The organism is Microcystis sp. 0824, from assembly GCF_003112475.1.
GTDB lineage: Bacteria > Cyanobacteriota > Cyanobacteriia > Cyanobacteriales > Microcystaceae > Microcystis > Microcystis aeruginosa_C.
In genome coordinates, this window is sequence record NZ_BDSM01000053.1 from 153,144 (window position 1) to 173,279 (window position 20,136).

Here is a 20,136-nt window from a genome sequence, read left to right on the forward strand (position 1 = left end):
CTATGAATCAACCCTACTATGAATCAACCCTAGGGGTTTGGGGGGTTCTACCCCCCAAAAGCTTGGATTAAGTGATAAAATCAGAAGTAATGCCCGATCTTAGCCGAGAGTTTCCCCGTAAAAATCCCAATTGGTAGATTTACAAAAATGAGATGCAGCCGTCGGTCGGCGATGGCAAATTAGGTTAGACTTCATCTTGATGAGAAAGGCTGTAAATATTCCACATTTGCCGATAAGCATTTTCTAAATCTCTGGTAAATTGTTTGGCATTCCAGAGGGGAGATGTATGACGAGACTGTCGGAGTTTCCAACGGACTTCTTCCCTTAAATTTTTATCTAATCCTAACTTAATTCCCCACTGCACATATTCTTCATCACTCCAAGCTATACCCTCAGTTATTCCCGCATTCATCATTAAAGTATAACCGTTGCGTGATGACCATTGTTGCCCCACTTTAACCACCAGAGGAATTCCCATCCAGAGGGTTTCTAAGGTGGTTGTACCACCGTTAAAGGGATAGGTATCCAAAACCACATCAGCGATGGCTAAATTTGCCCTGTAGGTTTCCGTCTGATAGAGAGGAAGCATCTTAATTCGATTAGTTTCTACCCCAACTTCTGCGGCAATTTGACAGAATAAATCCCAGAGAGAATTATCATCAGCAACTCCTTGAATCAGGAAATAACTATTAGGTACAGATTTGAGGATTTGCATTTGTAAGCGAATCATCGCCGGATTACGCTTAATTGCTGTTTGAGAACTTAGGTAAATAACCGCATCATTATTAATATCTAAATCTTCTCTTCGTAGGGTAGGAACGGCTATTTCAAAACCATCCACAGCGACAAAAGCATTAGGTAAACGCCAGATTTTTTCTTGATAATATTCTTGGGCATTTTCTGGCAATACATAAGGATCCGCTAAAAGATAATCTACTGCGGGTAAACCAGAACCATCAAAACCTAACCAGTTAACTTGAATAGAAGCAGGTTTTAAGGCAATAACTTGGACAACCATTAGTCCAGTACCACTATCTAAATCTACAAGAATATCGATGTTATCTTCTTTAATTTTGCGGTAGGTTGCTAGGGAATCAGCATTAGCATGATAGATTTTATCTGCGGGATTAGAAAACCATTGTTTAGTTATTTCATCCACAGGTTGACTCACCATATAAAGGTGAATATCAAACTGCTCACGATTGTGATAATTAATAGTCCAACGACTCAATAAACCCACGGGATGACGTTTTAAGTTTTGGGCAATGTAACCAATTTTAAGTTTTTTATCGGGATTATCTTTTTTGGGTTTGTCAAAACCTTCCTCTTGAAAACCCAGCATTTCTTTGTAGTTTTTTTGAAAAAAACTGCCAATCTGATTTAACACTTGTCGATTCTCTATCGGGTTATCTTCATAGTAATAAATCGGATTCATAACTGTTAGCAAAGCTTCTCTAACTAAGGGATGTATATCTTGAGGCTTTTCTTTCATAAATTCTTGAATTAAGTATTTATACTCTTGACAAATACTAGGAATATCATTCCATTTTGAGGCTCGTAAAGAACCATTAAAGAGAAGAGATTGACTAAACATTTTTAAATCAATTGTTTGGCTTTTATCTTTGAATTCTTTGATAAAGTTTATCGCTTTTTGGTGGTTAGGGACAGAGACATAAAACCAAAATAAATTAGCTACTAAGTGCAAACTTTCGGGATAAAGGGGAAGAAAAGCTTCCGCTAAGTCAACGGAATAAATAGGTTGATATTTCTCAAAAGCAAACTGTCGGGTAACAGTGATGACGTAATTAAGTAATTCTGGAGAATTGCCAAGATAGGGTAAACTTAACCGAACTAATTCTATGGTATATTTGTGAGGGTAAGGTATGACGGCAATTACTACCCGTTCCAATAATTGAGAGTTAACTGAACCCTGGGTAATTAATTCTAGTATTTGCCATTCTTGCAGTTGTTGAGGATGAAATCTATTTAATTTAATTTCAACGAGGGTTAAATGCAGTAAATTATCGAGATAACTGGGATTAATTTCCTGTAGATGTTTACGAATTAACCAACTGATTTCTAGATTTTCTAACTCTAATTGTCGGTTAGCTTCGGTAGTTAAAATATTGCTTAATTCTAGCATCCATGACTCGGTTTCCTGTTCATCTCCTTGAGTGAAAACAAATAACCAAGTAGCTTGTGCTTCTTCTTCTTTTGCCTGCAAAAGATAGGATAATCCTAAATACCAATAATTACTAATTTCTAGGGGTTCTTTTTCTATCAGTTCTTCGTAAAACTGACTAACAATATCGTATTGATTGTTTTCTAAAGCGGTTTTAACTTCATTTTGCCAAGACATGATTTAATTCTCCCTGATTAACTTTCACAATAGATTTGCCACATTTGACGATAGGCGCTTTCTACATCTTTAGTAAACTGACGTGCATTCCAAATCGGTGAAGTTTGTCTAGATTCATCTAATTTAGCGATAACTTTGCGTCTCAATTGTTCATCCTTACCTAACTTAATCCCCCAGTCGATATACTCCTCATCACTCCAAGCAATACCCTCACTAATTCCCGCATTAACCATTAAAGTATAACTATTTCTCGATGACCATTGTTGACCAACTTTTGTAACTAAAGGAATCCCCATCCACAGCACATCTAAAGTTGTCATTCCTCCCGTAAAAGGATAGGTATCTAAAACCACATCAGCTATTCTTAAATTTGCTCGATAAATTCCTGTGGGATAGAGGGGTAAGATTTTTAATCTCTCATAATTAATTCCTTCTTCCTCGGCAATTTTGAAAAATAATTTTTCCACTGATTTAGCATCACTTAACCCTTGAATACTCAAATAACTATTAGGAACTGCCTTTAAAACTTGTAGCTGAAGTCGAATAGTTTCAGGGTTACGTTTAATCCCCGTTTGTACGGTTAAGTAATTAATTGCATCCTCTGGAATCCCTAAATCATCCCTGCGGAGAGAGGGGGAAGCAACCTCGACACCATCCACACAAATATAGGAATTAGGTAAGCGCCAAATTTTTTCTCGGTAGTATTCCTGTGCATCTGCTGGTAAAACATAATTATCAGCAAGATAGTAATCAATTGCGGGAATTCCTGACGCATCAAAACCTAACCAAGTCACTTGTATTGGTGCGGGTTTTAGTGCCATGACTTGACAAGTTGCTTTATTAGTGATGCTGTCTAAATCTACCAAAATATCAATATTATCTTGACTAATTTTTTCAGCAATTACTTGAGGATCAATCGGTAAGTTATAGCAAGCATTTACCTGATTTTTAAAACAATTTTCAGTGATAAAATCTTCTTGTTGAGATACTAGGTATAAGGAGACATGAAATTCATTATAGTCATGATATTTCATTAACCACCTAGAAATTAATCCAATAGAATGATTATATAAAGTATGGGCAATATAGCCAACTTTAAGAACTTTATTGGTATCTTTAATGGTCGATTTTTGAAGAGAATTACCCTTATAATTATTGCGAACGTATTCCTGAAAAAGTTGACCAACACAATTATTAATATAACGGTTTTTTCTTGGGTTATCTTCTAGGTAAGTTAGAGGGGATAAAATTGTTATGTATGGTTTATCCAATAATCTTGGACATTCTTGATTAGCGATACTTTTTTGCAAGGATTCTGCATATTCTTCAATATCTGCCTTAATATCGACCCAATCACCACTAAATAATTTGACATAAAGAGCAATAAAATCAGCGACAGCTTGAGAAGGCAACCCTTGACAACTTGTTTTTAATTGATTAGCTACTTGGATAGCAGCGGCAAAATCTCGATTATCAAAATAACATTGATAAAGTTCAGCTAACAGATAAATTTGCTCTGGTTCTACTGCTAAACAAGTATTAATAATATCAATAGCCAATGGTTTATTGTTTCTGGCTAGAGAAGGGACTTTAGCTTCTACTACTTTGATGAAAGTCTGTCGCTGACAGTTAGATTTAAATATTGCTTCCAAGTAAGGGACAGTTTCTGGTATCTGAGAATCGAGAAATTTTTCGAGAACTTCTGCTAATAAACTTGACTCTAGACTCTGGAAATTATTTGTTTTTAACACATCAACAAATAACCAAGCTTTTAACTGCTCTTTCTCGAAATAATTCAAATTAATTGCCAATAAAATAAACCGCAGCAAATTATCAATATTATCGGGACTAATCTCACGAATATGTCCTCGAATTAACCAACTGGTTTCTAAATTGCCTAACTCTAACTGTCTTCGCGCTTCCCCATCCAAAATATTGACTAAATCTACTGTCCACAGCATCACCTCCTGTTCATCCCCTTGACTGAGGACGAATAACCATGTAGTTTGTGCTTCTTCTTCCCTAGCTTCCAAAAGATAGGCTAATCCTAAATACCAATAATGACTAATTTCTAAGGGTTCTCTTTCTATCAATTCTTCGTAAAACTGGCTAACTTGCCAAAAATCCCCTTGGATAATTGCCGGTTCAACTTGGGAATGCCAAGACATAAGTATTTATCGTTAAGTGTCTCTACTAGCGTACCCAAATAGAAGCAAAATTTTTCTATATAAGTAAAATTTATCAGTCGCTCAGGGGTTGGGTTTTGGGGTGGTCACTGCGTGCGCTTTGCGGGGGGTGTTAGGGTTTTAGTTGAAATTCCCCCACTACCCCACTTCCCATTCCCCCACTTCCCACTCTGCACCCAGTTTCAACGCGTCCCAGCTTACCATCAATCTCAGCCAAGAGTCAGTCCCGATGAAAAAGTTTTCACCACCAGAGACGAAAGAGGTTTCCTTCCCTATACCCCACACCCTACACCCTACACCCTACACCCTCTTTCAAGTCATTTTTTTGAAAGATTTTCTAAATAAACCAATAAATCGGCCATAGCTTGAGGATCGGGCTGAAATTTGGGCATTGGCGGTGTTTTACCACTAATTACCTGTTCAATCAGACTAATTCTCGATTTGCGATGGGAAACCTCCTCTAAACTCGGTCCGACGATGCCATCAGCAAACTGACCGTGACAAGCAGCGCAGTTAATCTGAAAGATTTCGTAACCGCGACTGACATTACCTTGTCGGGATAACACCTCTTTAATGTAGGGATCCGACATCTTAGCCAGATGAAAGGTGATTAAATAGGTGCTAATCAGGAACAAAACCACGATTATAACCATTAAGAATCGATAAAGCCCGAATTTTGGTTTAACTAACTGACTATTCACGCAAGCTGCCGAAGGAAAGATGAGTTTCTCTTTACATTTTGCAACTTTTTGCCCGAAAATTCCACCGCCGCTGCTAGAGATAGAGAAATGGGGAATAATATAAGGCAAAAGTACAACTTTTTCTAACTCTCTAGCAATGAACCTATTAACCAGACTGGAAGATTGGCCCTATATTATCCTACCTATCACCATCATCCTCAGTTTCCTGCTGTTGGGATGGCTCGTAGAAAAGCGCGTTGTCAGTCAACTTTTATCGATTGCCAGAGAAAAAAACCTGCGTTTCTCGGAAGGGGTTTTACGTTCCCTTCGTGGATTAAGCATACTTTGGTTCGGACTTTTGGGTTTAAATATTGCCCTCTCCCTTCCCAATCTTCCCCTCTTTCCCTCCCTGATTCTCCTGAGCCAAAAATTTCTGCTAGTGGCTTTTTTAGCTTCGGCTACTTGGGCTATTGCTCAATTATCCGTGGAAATATTACGAGTTTATACCACGGGAGATGATGGTATTTCTTCCCTAACTTCCCTCTTTGAATTTCTCGCCAAAGTTCTGATTTTTAGCTGCGGTTTTTTGCTTATTTTAAGCTCGGTTGGCATTTCGATAACTCCGATGCTTACTGCCTTTGGTATTGGGGGTGTTTCCCTCGGTTTAGCTCTCCAAAATACCCTAGCTAATTTAATGTCAGGTATTAATATTATCACTTCTAAAAAAGTTAGACCGGGAGATTATATTGAACTGAGAACGGGAGAAGCTGGTTATGTGCGAGATGTGGATTTAAGATGCACAGTAGTCGAAGAAATTACCAATAATCTTTTGGTTATTCCCAATGCTCAGATCATTTCTTCTAGTTTCCGTAACTATAGTTTACCAGATCACTCCCTACTGGTTCCCGTGGAAGTGGGCATTAGTTACGATAGTGACTTAGAAAAAGTCGAAAAAGTTACCCTAGAAGTTATACAAGAAATCACCCAGTTATTGCAACCTCACCTCGGTAACTATAAACCCTTGATCCTTTACCGCAAATTCGATTACTATAGCATTGTGCTAACAGTTTATCTCAAGGTGGTAGAAGAGGAATTTTTTCAACATCTCACCATTAAACACGAATTTATTAAACTCCTACACCGACGCTATCAGCAAGAAGGAATTAAAATTCCCTATCCGATTTTTTTTCCCTATCCCCCCACTAATCCCCCTAGTTAACCTCAATTCCCTATGGCAACCAACAATTGAAATGCGCGGACAACTTACAACTGATAATTCTCCTCAAAAAACTTACGAGTCATCGGTTGGACAACTTCAAGACCGTGGCCTTCTCCTAATAATTCTAGGGGTTTTCCTTCCACTTGAATCCAGACTTTGGCATTGGGATCCTCGGTAGTAGTAGTATAGATGATTTGTGCCAAACGACCGATTAACATATCAGGACCATCATCATTGCCAAACTCCCGCGAGAGATTAATCTTAATTCCCGTTTTATCTACTTTTAAATCAAGTAATTTAGTCCCGGGGGGAATAGTGGTCATATCCTGAGGATTACTTGGACCAGCTAATAGAATCTTCAATACTGCTGTTAACTCTCGGTCGTCGCTATTCGCTTTTTGAACGGTAATTTCTTGGGTGACTAATTGATTACCCGTATCGGTCACTTTTAACCAATAAACCTGTCGAGTTTCCCTAACAGGAATAGCTGCAGGAGTTGCTGTCGGACTTGTCTTCACTGGATTCGGAGAAACCGGTTCCACAATTGGTGATTGACTTATCGGCGCCGGAGTAGGAGATTCAATCGGGTTTTCGCTAGTTTTCTGGGGGGAAGATAGGTGATGGACGGCAAACCAAGCAGTGGCCCCACCAGCAGTAAATAAAGCGAGGCCAATACCAATTATCCAAGGTAAAGAGATTTTATCACTAGAGCGAGAACTAGGCATAATTCAGTTATTAGTTATTAGTTATTAGTTATCAGTTATTAGTTATCAGTTATTAGTTATCAGTCGAACGCTTTTATTCTCCCCCCGCAACGCGCACGAAGTGGTCTCCCCACTTCCCCACCACCCCACTTCATAATTCATAATTCATAATTCATAATTCCCACTTCCGATCTCCTGTTTTCTGACCGTTAAATTTAATTGGGGTTCCCCGATCGAGGTTCAATGCTGCCAAAGGCGGCTATACTCAGCTTATCATCGTCGATCTGCAATTGTAGAAGGCGGGCGATAATTCCTTGTTTCTCGAAGTTTTTTAAATCTAACTGGGTGGATATACCCTCGGCAAACCCCTTGAGAAGGCGCGAGGAGATGCGACGACCATTAAGAGTGGCTGTGGGGTCAATAAGCTCGATTTTTCGCCCCTGCACTAGCTTAAATCCCACTTCTAAGCTCAGATTGAGGTTGGCTGCTGGTTCGTCTGGCCTTTGGGTCTCCAGCTGCAGGCTGAGGGTGACTCGATTATTATTAAGAAAATTAAAATTTGCTTGAATAAATTGATATTTTGTGCTATCTAATTCTTCTCTAGAGGGAATCAGATTATTAATCAGGGTCTGAATTTGTTCTTTGACCGCTGCCGATTGTAAAGCTTGATTAACATTAGTTTCCGTGAGGACAAGATGCAACGCCCCCGCAGCCGGTCGGCGCAGAGAGGCGGCTAAACTGCTGTTTTTTTGCTGTAATCGCCGCAGATCGAGGCTAATTGGCTCGGTTTCTAGCTCGATCTTCTCAATGCGAACATCCGCAAGGGGATAAATTCCCCGTGCAGAAATGCGAACTCGATCGATTTTGCCTTGCAGAGCCTGATAATTGGGAGTATTATCGACCCTGACGGCCAATTGTTCCACTTTTTGGACTTGAGAGCGAAGGGTATGGGCTAAAACCGTATCAATAATTGCCCCTGCGGGAGTTAACAGGGTCAAAACACTAGCGAGAGTGATTGTTAGCCATTCCATCGCTCAATTACACCCATCCAGCTAAATTTTGCCAAGCATTAGTCAAAAGCTGACTTAACCAACGTCGTTGCACTTGATCTAAAATCGGGTCTTCTGCGAGAATTTCTTCAGTCAGATCATCGAGAGATTGACCCTGAGCGCGGGCCATTCTAATAATTCCCGCAATCACGGCAGCGATCATCTCCTCATCGACGGGACGCTGTCGGAGGGCGGCAATTTCTTCGGGGGTGGTCGGGATGGGATAATTCATAATCAGATGGGGTAGGCTTTGTATTAATCTGGGTATGTAAAGTTTTTTAAACTTTTTTCAGAAAACTTTTTGTGTAGTCTAGCGTAATCAGACGATTTTTGGGTTTAACAACTAAATCAAGATGAGAGAAATACTTTACAGAGAAATTCCGACTCCTGACTCGATCGCCGTTTGTCAGTGGTTACAATCCGATTGGCAACCCGGAAGCGGTGTCAAGACAAATACACCTAACGGAGTCAGATTGCGCTTATCAGAGGCGATCGAATTATCGATTTTTGTCTGGACGCTGCAACGGACTACTTATTTAAAAGTTTTCCGCTGGGGTGAGCGATCGCACGATCAAGAAACATCTCTGACTCGGCAGCTCGATCGAGCTTTACAAAAGCGTTTCCCGCCGCAGTATAACACGATACCAAATATCGATCAAAAAAATCAGTCAATTTTCACAGATTTAGAAGCGGACTATCCCCTAACGGTTCACTACTTCCGCAAAATGCCCCAAGGAGAGGCGGATTTAGAACGTTTGTACTGGTGGGAAAAACGTTGGCGCGACAGTGCCAAAAATCCCCAACAACCGCAGCCCGTAATTTTCTCTAACAGTGAGGAAAATGATCATCCCATCACCTACGACTTAATTTATATTGGTGGTGCCTTGGGGGCAATTCATGCGGCACAGATGGCCAAATTAGGTTATCGAGTCCTCTTAGTAGAAAGACTACCTTTCGGACGGATGAATCGGGAATGGAATATCTCTCGATCGGAGTTTCAAAGTTTAATTAATTTAGGGCTATTTACTGCCGAAGAATTCGAGGAATTAATCTTCCAAGAATACCTCGATGGCTTTAATAAGTTTTTTGATGGCAATAATCCCCCCCATCTGAAAGCAAAAATTCTCCATACTCCCACGGTTTTAAATATCGCCATTAATTCCGATCAATTGCTGCAATCCTGCGGTAAAAAAATACAGAATCATGGCGGTAAAATTCTCGATCAAACAGAATTTATCAAGGCTGATATTACCGCTAATAGTGTTACTGTCACCCTTAATCATGGTGGAGAAATTCAACAGATCAAAGGCCGTTTATTGATTGATGCTATGGGTTCCGCCTCTGCCATCGCTTGGCAATTAAACGGAGTGCGTGCCTTTGATAGTGTCTGTCCGACAGTGGGGGCAGTAGTAGAAGGATTCGATCCGGTGGTGTGGGATTCTCACTATGGCGATGTCTTAAATTCCCATGGCGATATTTCTAAAGGCAGACAACTAATTTGGGAATTATTTCCGGGGGAAGGAAAAGAATTAACCTTTTATCTATTCCACTATCATCAAGTCCATCCCGATAACCCCGGTTCTCTGTTAGAAATGTACGAAGATTTCTTTACTATTTTGCCCGAATATCGACAGTGTGACCCAGAAAAATTAACTTGGAAAAAACCCACATTTGGTTATATACCGGGGCATTTTAGCACAGGAAAAAAAGATCGAATTGTCTCCTTTGATCGCATTTTAGCCATCGGTGATGCCGCCTCCCTACAATCACCCTTAATCTTTACTGGTTTCGGTTCTTTAGTGCGTAATTTAGAGCGCTTAACCGATCTTTTGGATACGGCATTAAAACACGATTTACTAACAGCTAAAGATCTAGAAAATGTGCGGGCCTATCAAAGTAATGTGGCGGTAACTTGGTTATTTTCTAAAGGAATGATGGTTCCCACGGGAAAAACCTTACCCCCCCAAAGAATTAACGCCATGTTAAACACATTTTTCGGTTTATTGGCCGACGAACCGCCAGAGGTTTCTGAAACCTTTATTAAGGATAAAACCGATTGGTTGACCTTTAGCCGTTTAGCAATTAAAGCGGCCAGAAAAAACCCCACTTTACTGTTATGGATAGCAGAAATGGCCGGCAGTAAGGATTTAATACGTTGGTTGGGTTCCTATCTCGATTTTAGCCTTGATGGAGTCAAAAATCTGCTTTTTGGTTCCTGGTTTCCCCAATGGTTAAAAAACTCCCAAAGCTGGCTAGAAAAAGACAATCCTCGCCTCTGGTTAAAGTTATTGAGTTTTAATTATGGCTTAAGAAATTAGAGAATATTTATCAATTGACGCTCCCATCACCCTAGGCGCGTTAGAAGTCAAAGTAGATGAATTGTTTAAGAAGTTAACACCCCCAGAGGTTTGCTTCTCTGACAGGATTTCCCCTAATCCTTACTGAATACAATTTAATTTGCTATGACTAAGACCTTGGCGAATAAATTTCTCGGTTCTAGAAAAAACCGGGTTAAACCAGCGAAAAATTATTCCTACCGCCAGTTGATCCAGTGGCGAGATTTTCGGGACATTTTCGATGACAGGAGAAGATATGACGATGGTTACTTTCGCCATGGCGCGGGTGAAGCAAGATTTAGATCAGCAATTAAAAAAAGGAGACCTATCCGAGACGATCTCGATCGAACGTATTTATCCAACCCTAGAGAAAGCGATCGAGACGTTTCATCATCGTAACTCACCCCCATCATCCGAGCCTCAATATTGACACTTTCACCGTTCATTCCTAGACAATCTAGGGGTAAATTCTCGGTTGACGGACTTAAACTAATACTACCAAATCATTACCCAAAAAAATAAACAGAAAACTTCCTACAGAACTGGGGCAAGGGGAAAATTTTTACCTTTAACCTGAAATAGGCCGCTCTTTTCCCGACAAAAGAGCGAGATTTTAGCTCCTGGCCGAAGGCTGAACACTAGATAAAATTTTGTTACGATTATTCCACCAGCAATTTTTGAGCAAGATACAATCGGGATAGCAAGGCTGCCATTGGGCTAAAAGTTAAGCAAATTGAAGAGATAGCCATTTGACGAAAAAATCTATCATCGATGAGGTTGATCTTCCCCAGATAAGAAACGAGTGAAGATTAATTGTTGAACCGAGCATCAGAAGCTATCTCTAAAGGGGGAAATGTTAGAAAGTTATCCCAGAAGGGGAACCATCACTATTGACTTATCTATTTCCTATTGCTTGTATTCATTTAGTCATCTAACAGCAAGGAATGTAATCTCATTCAGGGGAAAAAGTCGCTATGAACCACCAAATAGAAACCCCTATCCGGTCAACCTCTCAAGCTCGATTCCGTTCACGGGAAGAACGCATCCAGATGGGTAAATCCCTGCGGGAGCGATTGCCGCGTTCTAGCCACGCTATCTGGCAACCCCCCGCAGCTGGTCGAGAGCCGATCGAGATCATTGAAGCATCAAATCGAGGGCGATTACAGGAATTGATTCCCATCCGCTACGGACGAATGTTGCGGAGTCCCTTTACCTTTCTGCGCGGTTCCGCTGCTTTGATGGCCTACGATCTGGCCACCACTCCCAAAACTGACATTATCGTGCAGGCCTGCGGAGATTGCCACCTCTTGAACTTCGGATTTTTTGCCACCCCCGAACGCAATTTAGTCTTCGATATTAACGATTTCGACGAAACCCTGCCCGCGCCTTGGGAATGGGATCTCAAGCGTCTCGTGGTCAGTTTTGTCATCGCCGGCAGGGATAGCGATCTATCCGAGCGAGAATCGAAGGCAGCGGCGATCGATTGCGCTCGTTCCTATCGAGAACACCTGCGGGAATATTCTCGCCTCAGTCCCTTAGAGGTATGGTACACGCGCATAGGAGCAGAACAGGCGATCGAGATGGCTCCCGACGAAAAGACGCGGAAGTTGCGGGAACAGATGATGGCAAAAGCCCGCGAGCGCATCATCGAACATCTCTACCCCAAGATCGTCACCCAAACCGGCGGACGCAATCGCTTTGTCGATCAGCCGCCCATTCTCTACCATGTCAACGAACCGGATTGGGAGACTCTCGTGCGCGAGGGTCTGGAAGATTATCGCCAATCCCTGCCGGAGGAACGCCGGGTCCTCTTTGATCGCTACCAGTTAGAGGACTTTGCCCTGAAAGTGGTGGGCATTGGCAGTGTCGGCACCAGATGTTATATCGCCCTATTGTTCTCGGAAGATAACCATCCCCTCATCCTACAAGTTAAGGAAGCTTGCCCTTCGGTTCTTGAACCCTATACCACCAAGAGCCAGTACGAAAATCAGGGACAACGGGTAGTTACAGGCCAGAGATTGATGCAATCCTCTAGCGACATATTTTTAGGCTGGACCCGGGGAAGAGGGGGCAACAACTTCTATTTACGGCAACTGCGGGATATGAAGTTTTCCCTACCCATTGAGGGAGTATCGGCCGTCCAACTGCAACGCTACGCCGAGTTCTGCGGCTGGACTCTGGCCCGCGCCCACGCTAAATCTGGAGACGCGGCCACTATTAGCGGTTATTTAGGAAAAGGAGATCAGTTCGATCTAGCCCTGGGCGAATTTGCGATCGCTTATGCCGATCAGACAGAACGGGATCACGCCGCTTTGGTGGAAGCGGTCAAAACAGGACGGGTCGAGGCTTTGGTAGAAGAAAATTTATAGGGTTAAGCTCTCAGCTATCAGTCTGTTATTTTTCGACCTTAGATTAGGGGTGCGAGCTTTGCGCCCCCACATTGCACTTGCTGTGATACTAAATCCGTTTTTAATAGTCTGATTAACTCTCAAGTTAAGGATCGTTAGGTCAGATTTGCGGCTCTCTTAGGTTTGGTGGGTAAAATGTATTCTAAGATACAGTCTTGAGGGCGAGTGCGTGGAAAGAACCACTCCAGACGCAAAGGACACAAAGATTGATCACTACTATATAAGTTAAACTCATCACACCAAGAATAACAGAGCCGATTTGCTCACAGAAAATAGGGCTTATCTCTACAAAATGCTCTGGAACAAGGATGATAGTATGTGATATAATTTGCTCTTGCTTTCGACTACATATTTAAGTGATTTTGTCAAGAAAATGAGCGAATTAAAATCCCAAATCACAGCTATTGATCATCAACTTTCTAAACGCCCGATCGCTCTCGATCCCGCAGGATATTTTATTATTTATCTAGACCGAGAAGCCGGGTTAATCTGTGCCAAACATTACAGCAATATCATCAACGAAAAAGGTTTAGCCGTCGATCCAGAAACGGGAAAAGTTATCGGTGTTAGGCAAAAACTTGATCGCAATCCTGAGTCTATTTACACCGCTAGGACTGCCAAAGAATTAGCCGTCAAAGTGATCGAAGAAACCCAACCTTGTCCGATTACTATGTTCGATCATGCTGCTTATTTAGGTCGAGAATTTACCCGCGCTGAATACGCTTTAATCACCGGGGAAGAATATATTCAGGATTAAAGATTGGGGTTGAGGAATTATGAATTATCAATTCTGAATTATGAATTGGGGAGTGGGGAGACCACTTCCTGAGCGTTGCTGGGGGAAGTGGGGAGAATAAATAAAAATAGTCTCTTATCTCCTGTCTCCTGTCTCCTGTCTCCTGTCTCCTGTCTCCTGTCTCCTGATAACTGTTAAACCGTGCCTTTAAATAAACCTTGGGGACGGAATAATAACAGCAAGATCATAATTAATAAAGCCACGGCTAATTTATAATCAGAACCAATTAAGGGAACACTAATTTCTTGGGCAACACCAATAATTAAAGCACCGGCAATCGCTCCGTAGGGATTACCAATACCACCTAAAATCACGGCGGCAAACATTGGTAAGATTAAAAACCAGCCCATATTGGGACGCACTCCCCCAGTAATTAACCCGAACATCGCTCCGGCTAAAGCAGTTAAAACTCCCGTGATTATCCATGTCCAGAAGACAACCCATTCGACGTTAATTCCGGTTACTCTAGCTAAATCGTTGCTGTCAGCTACGGCGCGCATCGCCTTACCGATCTTAGTTTTTTGCAATAACAAATGGAGGGCAATAATAACTATAATTGCCAAACCAATAACTAACAAGCGATCAAAAGCTACTTTAATCCCCAAAATTTCTGTAGCGGTCATCACAGGGAGATTGTAGCGTTGATTACTGCCGCCCCAGATCATTAAAATACCATTGCGAAGAAATAAAGCCAAACCGATCGAAATAATAATTAAAGTGGTAGAATCAGCCCGTCGATCGCGCATAGGTTTCCATAATAATCTCTCGGCAATGAGCATGGCAATAGCTGTCACCGCTGCCCCCACCGGCATCGCTAACCAGAGATTAATCCCTTGAGCATTTACCACCCAAGTTATGTAAGCACCCAAAGTCATAAAATCGCCGTGGGCAAAATTAGACAGACGCAAAATGCCACAGGTAAGGGTTAAGCCGACAGCAGCCAGAGCAATAATACTGCCGACGGCTAAACCATTGAATAAAAGTTGCGGTGTATCCATCAAACCTCTTGTATAAATCAAAAATTGTCCTTAGAAATAGAAGTCAGGAGAGAGAAAATTAATTAACTTTTGTCTTTTACCTTATTTAACTGAAAGCTGAGGGCCTGTGGCTTAAATATTTTTGTTTAGACCAAATTACACGGCAGTATAAGCTCAGACAGCTATTATAAAGGTTTGTGTGCCAGCAATTTCTCGCGGCCAGGGAAAAGCTGACGGCCGATGACTTACTGCTATAAAATCAAGAATGCCCACTGATGGAATTTGCCGCCAATGAAGACTATCTTTCGATTAGCGATCGCTTTTTTTGCCCTACTATTTATCCTATATCCTGTCAATGCCTTAGCTGCCAGTTCTGCTGCTGTCACAGGAGCCAATGCTAGTTATGAAAACCAGAATCTGACAGGAAAGGATTTTTCGGGGCAAAATTTGCAATCTGCCCAATTTACTAACGTTAATCTGCAAGATTCTAACTTTAGCTCTGCCGATTTGCGCGGGGCAGTGTTTAACGGAGCCTCTATCATCGAAGGCAACTTTCATGGAGCGGACTTAACCAATGGGTTAGCCTATCTGAGTACCTTTAAAAATTCCGATTTAAGCGATGCCATTTTTGCCGAAGCAATTATGCTGCGCACCATTTTCGAGGGAGTCAATATCAACGGTGCTGATTTTAGTTTTGCCGTGCTTGACGCTCAACAAATCAAAAATCTCTGTGAAAGAGCCGAGGGTGTCAACTCAAAAACCGGCATCTCTACCCTGGAATCTTTAGGATGTGATCAATGATGCAAAGAAGGGTTGGTGTTATTGGTGGTGGACAATTAGCTTGGATGATGGCACAGGAAGCCAAGAAATTAGGCATTTCTCTAATTGTACAAACACCACACCCCGACGATCCCGCCGTTGCTTTAGCTGACGGGGTTGTCTTCGCAGAAATAGCTGACGTGGAAGGCACAAAAAAACTAGCTCAACATTGTGATCTGATCACTTTTGAAAATGAGTTTGTTAATTTAGATGCCCTAGAAGAATTAGCGGCCACAGGAGTTAAATTCTATCCTAGTTTGGCAAATCTGCGCCCCCTATTGGATAAATACGAGCAAAGATGTTATTTACGCTCCCTAGGGTTGCCTGTGCCTGATTTTTGGGCGATAGATAATTTATCCCAACTAGAAAATTATCCTTTTCCGCTAGTGCTGAAAGCGCGACGACACGGTTATGATGGTCAAGGAACCTTTATTATCCGCACTCCTGAAGAATTAAACGCCAAAAAGCCGCAATTAGAGCGTCTTGACTTGATGTTAGAAGCTTATATTCCCTACGAGCGAGAATTAGCCATCGTTGCCGCTAGGGGATTAACCGGGAAAATCGTCACCTATCCCGTGGTGGAAACCCATCAAGAGGAGCAAGTCTGTCACTGGGTAATCGCTCCCGCCGCTCTTAACCAATCTTTACACGCTCAAACCGAACCTATCGCCCATCATCTGTTAAGTAGTTTGTCGGCGGTGGGTGTTTTCGGGATAGAGTTATTTGTCACTCCCCAGGGAGAGGTATTGATTAATGAAATCGCTCCCCGTACCCATAATTCTGGTCATTACAGCCTTTGTGCCTGTCTTACCTCCCAATTTGCCCTACAACTGCAAGCAGTGGCTAATTTGCCCCTCGGAGCCACGGACTTAAAATCTGCTGGGGCAGTTATGGTTAATCTATTGGGTTTTGAGGATAGTGACGGCGATTATGGCGAAAAAAGAGCAATTTTAGCGGCAATCCCGGGCGCTCACGTTTTTTGGTACGGTAAAAAATCCCGTCCCGGTCGAAAATTAGGCCATGTCACCCTGTTAAGGGATACAAGCGATCGCTCTGAGTTATTGGCCCTGGCAAAACAGATAGAAAAGCTTTGGTATGGTTGTTAGGGAATTATGAATTATGAATTATGAATTATGAATTGGGGAGTGGGGAGTATTTTCAGTAAACAGTAAACAGTGAACTGATAACTGATAACTGATAACTGATTCAGTAAATCCTAATTAAAAGACATTTTTGATTGCCTCGGTCAGTTTTTGACTAATTAACTCGTTACCGTCTCGACTGAGATGAATATTATCGCGATAGAGGGAATCAGGATTAGGATGGGCCTGAAAAATGGGCAGAAAATCTAGATAAAAAATCTGCTGGTTGCTGGTGAAATCTGCTAGTCTTTGACGGGCTTTTAATTCATAATCTCGCCCCTGTTTTTGAGCTTCGCGAATGAGGGGAGTAATAGCGATAATTAAACGGGCTTGATTAGCCTGAGCAAGGGCTTGAATTTGGGCAAGAGCGGTTAAATTATTGCCCACTCGATCGCCTCCTTCTTGCACCGGTGGTAGGGGAGGATAACGCTTAAAATATCGATCGTATAATTCGATTAAAGCTAAAGCTGGCCGGCGAGTGGGATAATTAATTTCTCGTCCCACCACTGCCGAACTAGGAGCTAAAGCGAACAGATCATCGGTGTTCATTAATAACACAATCACCTGAGATTCAAAGGTGCCGAAACGTCGCAGATAGGCCAATTGATTGCGCGGTCCCCAGGAATTAGCGGAAGCATTGAGAACTTGCACTGAACCCGTCAGATTTTGGCCTAAATTTTTGGTGATTAAAGCAGCAATGGTCTCTTTTTGATCTGTCCACCAGGAGCCATTAGCGATCGAATCACCGATTAACATGATTCTCGTCGTCTCCGGGGGCCGTTGGGGTGTAATCGGATCGCTGCGCATCGAATACTGATTAACGGCGATAAAATTGGAAAATCGGCGCGTTTGTTGATTAGGAGCCAAAAGATAGCCAATTTCGGCATCAGCTTTGTAAATAAGCGGATTACCGAACCCGAAGACAATTCTTAAAATAGCCTCAAGGAGAAGGCCAAGAATGAAAAGAACGCCTAGAATGATTAAAGACAGCCGAATGATACCAATTTCTAATAACACGGATAGATGGGAGTTCGCTAATTTATGATCCTAAAGTGTCTCATACTTTCTACATCCATCTCATGAAAAGGAGTTAAGAGCAATGTCAGACTTAAATCGTGGCATCATGAAATTCGAGGGAGCCGATAAACCGGCAGTAGTGGCGATATCGTCGATTATCGTTATCGGTAGTATTATTGCTCTGATTCTTTGGGCAATGAAAGTCGCCTACATCTAGTTAACTAGATTAATTTCGCTCACTTTTGGCATCACTCGGTTTAAATTTCTGGCCATCACGATCTCACCTCTTGTCCCCTTGAGCCTGTAGGATAGGGTCAAGGGAGAAATTGCTAGTTCCCTCTATTGCGCTTGCTAGTCACACTCGACTCGAAACAGATCATCGATGAGCAGATCAACTTCTGTTTTAACAGAACTGTTGCAGTTACTCCCCCAGTGGCGATCGCAGATGTACTTCAAAGCATCCCTGACCGCGCTATCCCACGCCATGGAGGATCAGGTTTTAGCGGAAGACGATCAACCATTAGTGATTGCCAGTTTTCAGCGTGAGCGCTTTTATCGTCAAGAGGCCCATCGCTATCGACGCATTGCCCACAAAAGCGGGCAAGTTTATGTTTTGTCCGCCCCAGAAACCGATTTTAAGCATAGTTCCGACGTTTACGAGACGATCGCTTTTCAACCGGATGACAGTTTAGCCCAAGAATGGCATCTAGTGGTTATCGGTCGCCATTATGCTAGTTGTTTGATCTGTCGGGAACGAACCCATCTGGTAGCCGAAGGGGAAAATAGGGCAGCTATGGATAATAATCGCCGTTTTGAGGGGATTTGGACGAGTGATCGCCATGTGAGTCAACAGGCCGCCCAAATTCTTTTAAATCATATTCTCGATTATCGTCCCGAACTGGCGGACAAAATTAGGTGCGCCCAAGAAGAATACCTGATCTGTGAACTGACGGACAGGGATCATCAAGAGGAACCGGATCCCTTTGTCCAGCGATTGGTCACTTATTTGCAAGCGGGACAGTATAAACTGCTGAAAGCCAATCGTTCCTTGGCATCGAAAGAACACAAGGAAAGACTGATCAACTCGGTGACAGCGGCGATCCGTCGTTCCCTCGATCCGGAAGATATCCTCCAGGTGGCAGTGCGGAAATTGGGCGAGGGATTAGGAGTCTGTCGCTGCGTGGTCTATCGTTGTCATGAGGCCGACATTAACGCCACCATCGAACACGAATTTTTAAACTCTGGCATTAGTTCCATCAAAGGACAAAAATGGCCCCTGAAAAATAATCCTCTGTTTCAGGAAGTGCTGGAATTGAGAGAATCCCTGAAAATTGAAGACGCTATTCACGATCCCCGTCTCCCCGGCGATTCCATTCAAAATCTGGTGCGGGAATGTTCCATCTATTCCTGGTTATTAGTGCCGATTTTTTACCAAAGTCGTCTCTTGGGAATGTTGGAACTGCATCACTGTGGACCGGATACCACCACTTGGAAAAGCGAGGATGTCGCCCTTGTGGATGCGGTGGCCACTCAAATCGGAGTCGCCCTCATTCAAGCAGAAGCCTACGCTAATTTACAGGATTTAAACGAACAATTAGCCGCCCTCGATCGCACTCGTTCTAATTTAGTCGCCATTACCGGCCACGAATTACGCACCCCCCTCTCCACCATTCAAGTCTGTCTAGAAAGTTTGGCCTCGGAACCGGATATGCCGGCGGAAATGCGCCAAATTATGCTTGATACTGCCCTGAAAGATGCGGAACGAATGCGTAAATTAATCCAAGATTTTTTAACTCTGTCCAGGTTAGAAAGTGGCCGGGTTAATTGGAATCCTGAAGCTTTATCCCTATCGGAATGTGTGGAATTAGCCATCAGTCACGTTCACTCCCGCAATCTCGACAACGAAAACCCAAAAATTATCAATCTTGTCCCCCCTAATCTGCCCTTTGTTTTAGCCGATGGCGAGTGGTTAGTGGAATTACTCTCCAAACTTCTCGATAATGCCTGTAAGTTTACCGGTCGCGAGGGAAATGTCTCGATCGAAGTCGCTTCGGGAAAACCAAAAACTCTAGAAGTAACCATTTCTGACACTGGACGCGGGATCGAACCCAATCTTTTAGAACAGGTTTTTGATCGCTTTTACCAAGAGGAGGGGGCCCTGCGACGCAGTGCCGGGGGAACCGGTTTAGGACTGGCTATCTGTCGTCAGATCGTTAATGGTTGGGGCGGCGAAATTTGGGCAGAATCGAGGGGCAAAAATAACGGCAGTCAGTTTCATTTTACTATTCCAATATTTAAAGATAAAACTAACGATAATCCCCCAAATACCGCTCCGAAAAAATCCTCCCGTCGTCCTGCTAGTAAACGTAAATAGCGGCCAGTTGCCCGTTTAGTTTTGGCTCTTTACTCGTGATACTAAATCCAGTTATTAAAAACTGATTATG

General features: G+C 42.5%; 17 protein-coding genes. 9 read left to right on the forward strand and 8 right to left on the reverse strand.

Annotated elements, in window-relative coordinates:
• Positions 1 to 184 precede the first annotated feature (184 nt).
• The 3 genes from N0824_RS18140 to N0824_RS18155 all read right to left on the reverse strand — a co-directional run bounded on the left by N0824_RS18140 (position 185) and on the right by N0824_RS18155 (position 5,198).
• Positions 185 to 2,359: an O-linked N-acetylglucosamine transferase, SPINDLY family protein gene (locus tag N0824_RS18140; RefSeq protein WP_108937758.1), complete on the reverse strand. Its 2,175-nt coding sequence runs from the start codon at positions 2,357 to 2,359 to the stop codon at positions 185 to 187.
• A 17-nt stretch (positions 2,360 to 2,376) separates the two neighbouring features.
• A complete protein-coding gene (locus N0824_RS18145) occupies positions 2,377 to 4,527 on the reverse strand; it encodes an O-linked N-acetylglucosamine transferase, SPINDLY family protein (protein ID WP_108937759.1) in 2,151 nt (716 codons plus the stop codon).
• 335 nt (positions 4,528 to 4,862) lie between these two features.
• A complete protein-coding gene (locus N0824_RS18155; RefSeq protein ID WP_233256478.1) occupies positions 4,863 to 5,198 on the reverse strand; it encodes a cytochrome c in 336 nt (111 codons plus the stop codon).
• A gap of 184 nt (positions 5,199 to 5,382) precedes the next feature.
• Between N0824_RS18155 and N0824_RS18160 the strand changes: the two genes are divergently transcribed.
• Positions 5,383 to 6,444 (forward strand): mechanosensitive ion channel family protein, encoded by a 1,062-nt coding sequence (locus N0824_RS18160; RefSeq protein ID WP_108937762.1) that lies wholly within the window; start codon positions 5,383 to 5,385, stop codon positions 6,442 to 6,444.
• A 44-nt stretch (positions 6,445 to 6,488) separates the two neighbouring features.
• On the opposite strand, the gene N0824_RS18165 is transcribed toward N0824_RS18160, so the two are convergent.
• The 3 genes from N0824_RS18165 to N0824_RS18175 form a co-directional block, all read right to left on the reverse strand.
• A complete protein-coding gene (locus tag N0824_RS18165; RefSeq protein ID WP_108937763.1) occupies positions 6,489 to 7,169 on the reverse strand; it encodes a GerMN domain-containing protein in 681 nt (226 codons plus the stop codon).
• A gap of 194 nt (positions 7,170 to 7,363) precedes the next feature.
• Complete coding sequence (locus N0824_RS18170; protein WP_108937764.1) at positions 7,364 to 8,179, reverse strand: DUF2993 domain-containing protein; 816 nt, start codon at positions 8,177 to 8,179, stop codon at positions 7,364 to 7,366.
• A 7-nt stretch (positions 8,180 to 8,186) separates the two neighbouring features.
• The gene (locus tag N0824_RS18175) at positions 8,187 to 8,429 is read right to left on the reverse strand and encodes a hypothetical protein (protein ID WP_002763591.1); all 243 of its coding nucleotides are present in this window, start codon (positions 8,427 to 8,429) and stop codon (positions 8,187 to 8,189) included.
• A gap of 121 nt (positions 8,430 to 8,550) precedes the next feature.
• On the opposite strand from N0824_RS18175, the gene N0824_RS18180 reads away from it, so the two are divergent.
• The 4 genes from N0824_RS18180 (at position 8,551) to N0824_RS18195 (ending at position 13,698) form a co-directional block, all read left to right on the forward strand.
• Positions 8,551 to 10,515, forward strand: a complete 1,965-nt coding sequence (locus tag N0824_RS18180; RefSeq protein WP_108937765.1) for a flavin-dependent dehydrogenase — start codon at positions 8,551 to 8,553, stop codon at positions 10,513 to 10,515.
• A gap of 259 nt (positions 10,516 to 10,774) precedes the next feature.
• Positions 10,775 to 10,963, forward strand: coding sequence for a sulfate transporter (locus N0824_RS18185; RefSeq protein WP_233256479.1), 189 nt, complete (start codon positions 10,775 to 10,777; stop codon positions 10,961 to 10,963).
• A gap of 544 nt (positions 10,964 to 11,507) precedes the next feature.
• A complete protein-coding gene (locus N0824_RS18190; RefSeq protein WP_108937766.1) occupies positions 11,508 to 12,902 on the forward strand; it encodes a DUF2252 domain-containing protein in 1,395 nt (464 codons plus the stop codon).
• Between the two features lie 412 nt (positions 12,903 to 13,314).
• Positions 13,315 to 13,698 (forward strand): DUF4346 domain-containing protein, encoded by a 384-nt coding sequence (locus N0824_RS18195; protein WP_002735883.1) that lies wholly within the window; start codon positions 13,315 to 13,317, stop codon positions 13,696 to 13,698.
• 173 nt (positions 13,699 to 13,871) lie between these two features.
• On the opposite strand, the gene N0824_RS18200 is transcribed toward N0824_RS18195, so the two are convergent.
• A complete protein-coding gene (locus N0824_RS18200) occupies positions 13,872 to 14,735 on the reverse strand; it encodes a branched-chain amino acid ABC transporter permease (RefSeq protein WP_108937767.1) in 864 nt (287 codons plus the stop codon).
• Positions 14,736 to 15,005: 270 nt separating this feature from the next.
• On the opposite strand from N0824_RS18200, the gene N0824_RS18205 reads away from it, so the two are divergent.
• Both N0824_RS18205 and N0824_RS18210 read left to right on the forward strand, forming a co-directional pair.
• Complete coding sequence (locus N0824_RS18205) at positions 15,006 to 15,515, forward strand: pentapeptide repeat-containing protein (protein ID WP_108937768.1); 510 nt, start codon at positions 15,006 to 15,008, stop codon at positions 15,513 to 15,515.
• Entirely contained in the window at positions 15,512 to 16,639 is a 1,128-nt protein-coding gene (locus tag N0824_RS18210) for a 5-(carboxyamino)imidazole ribonucleotide synthase (protein ID WP_108937769.1), read from the forward strand. The genes N0824_RS18205 and N0824_RS18210 overlap by 4 nt, the downstream gene beginning before the upstream one ends.
• Positions 16,640 to 16,753: 114 nt before the next feature.
• Here N0824_RS18210 and N0824_RS18215 read toward each other — a convergent pair whose 3' ends face one another.
• Positions 16,754 to 17,692, reverse strand: a complete 939-nt coding sequence (locus tag N0824_RS18215; protein ID WP_108937770.1) for an SGNH/GDSL hydrolase family protein — start codon at positions 17,690 to 17,692, stop codon at positions 16,754 to 16,756.
• Between the two features lie 82 nt (positions 17,693 to 17,774).
• Between N0824_RS18215 and N0824_RS21645 the strand changes: the two genes are divergently transcribed.
• Complete coding sequence (locus N0824_RS21645) at positions 17,775 to 17,909, forward strand: hypothetical protein (protein WP_002736350.1); 135 nt, start codon at positions 17,775 to 17,777, stop codon at positions 17,907 to 17,909.
• A 165-nt stretch (positions 17,910 to 18,074) separates the two neighbouring features.
• A complete protein-coding gene (locus tag N0824_RS18220) occupies positions 18,075 to 20,066 on the forward strand; it encodes a DICT sensory domain-containing protein (protein WP_108937771.1) in 1,992 nt (663 codons plus the stop codon).
• The last annotated feature ends 70 nt before the right edge of the window (positions 20,067 to 20,136 follow it).

What these genes read in the sequence shown, in the direction of transcription:
- N0824_RS18220 (WP_108937771.1), top strand. Translation starts at nt 18,075, where the DNA reads ATGAGCAGATCAACTTCTGTTTTAACAGAACTGTTGCAGTTACTCCCC.
- N0824_RS18170 (WP_108937764.1), bottom strand. Translation starts at nt 8,179, where the DNA reads ATGGAATGGCTAACAATCACTCTCGCTAGTGTTTTGACCCTGTTAACT.
- N0824_RS21645 (WP_002736350.1), top strand. Translation starts at nt 17,775, where the DNA reads ATGTCAGACTTAAATCGTGGCATCATGAAATTCGAGGGAGCCGATAAA.
- N0824_RS18185 (WP_233256479.1), top strand. Translation starts at nt 10,775, where the DNA reads ATGACAGGAGAAGATATGACGATGGTTACTTTCGCCATGGCGCGGGTG.
- N0824_RS18175 (WP_002763591.1), bottom strand. Translation starts at nt 8,429, where the DNA reads ATGAATTATCCCATCCCGACCACCCCCGAAGAAATTGCCGCCCTCCGA.
- N0824_RS18210 (WP_108937769.1), top strand. Translation starts at nt 15,512, where the DNA reads ATGATGCAAAGAAGGGTTGGTGTTATTGGTGGTGGACAATTAGCTTGG.
- N0824_RS18155 (WP_233256478.1), bottom strand. Translation starts at nt 5,198, where the DNA reads ATGGTTATAATCGTGGTTTTGTTCCTGATTAGCACCTATTTAATCACC.
- N0824_RS18140 (WP_108937758.1), bottom strand. Translation starts at nt 2,359, where the DNA reads ATGTCTTGGCAAAATGAAGTTAAAACCGCTTTAGAAAACAATCAATAC.
- N0824_RS18165 (WP_108937763.1), bottom strand. Translation starts at nt 7,169, where the DNA reads ATGCCTAGTTCTCGCTCTAGTGATAAAATCTCTTTACCTTGGATAATT.
- N0824_RS18200 (WP_108937767.1), bottom strand. Translation starts at nt 14,735, where the DNA reads ATGGATACACCGCAACTTTTATTCAATGGTTTAGCCGTCGGCAGTATT.
- N0824_RS18160 (WP_108937762.1), top strand. Translation starts at nt 5,383, where the DNA reads ATGAACCTATTAACCAGACTGGAAGATTGGCCCTATATTATCCTACCT.
- N0824_RS18180 (WP_108937765.1), top strand. Translation starts at nt 8,551, where the DNA reads ATGAGAGAAATACTTTACAGAGAAATTCCGACTCCTGACTCGATCGCC.
- N0824_RS18190 (WP_108937766.1), top strand. Translation starts at nt 11,508, where the DNA reads ATGAACCACCAAATAGAAACCCCTATCCGGTCAACCTCTCAAGCTCGA.
- N0824_RS18145 (WP_108937759.1), bottom strand. Translation starts at nt 4,527, where the DNA reads ATGTCTTGGCATTCCCAAGTTGAACCGGCAATTATCCAAGGGGATTTT.
- N0824_RS18195 (WP_002735883.1), top strand. Translation starts at nt 13,315, where the DNA reads ATGAGCGAATTAAAATCCCAAATCACAGCTATTGATCATCAACTTTCT.
- N0824_RS18205 (WP_108937768.1), top strand. Translation starts at nt 15,006, where the DNA reads ATGAAGACTATCTTTCGATTAGCGATCGCTTTTTTTGCCCTACTATTT.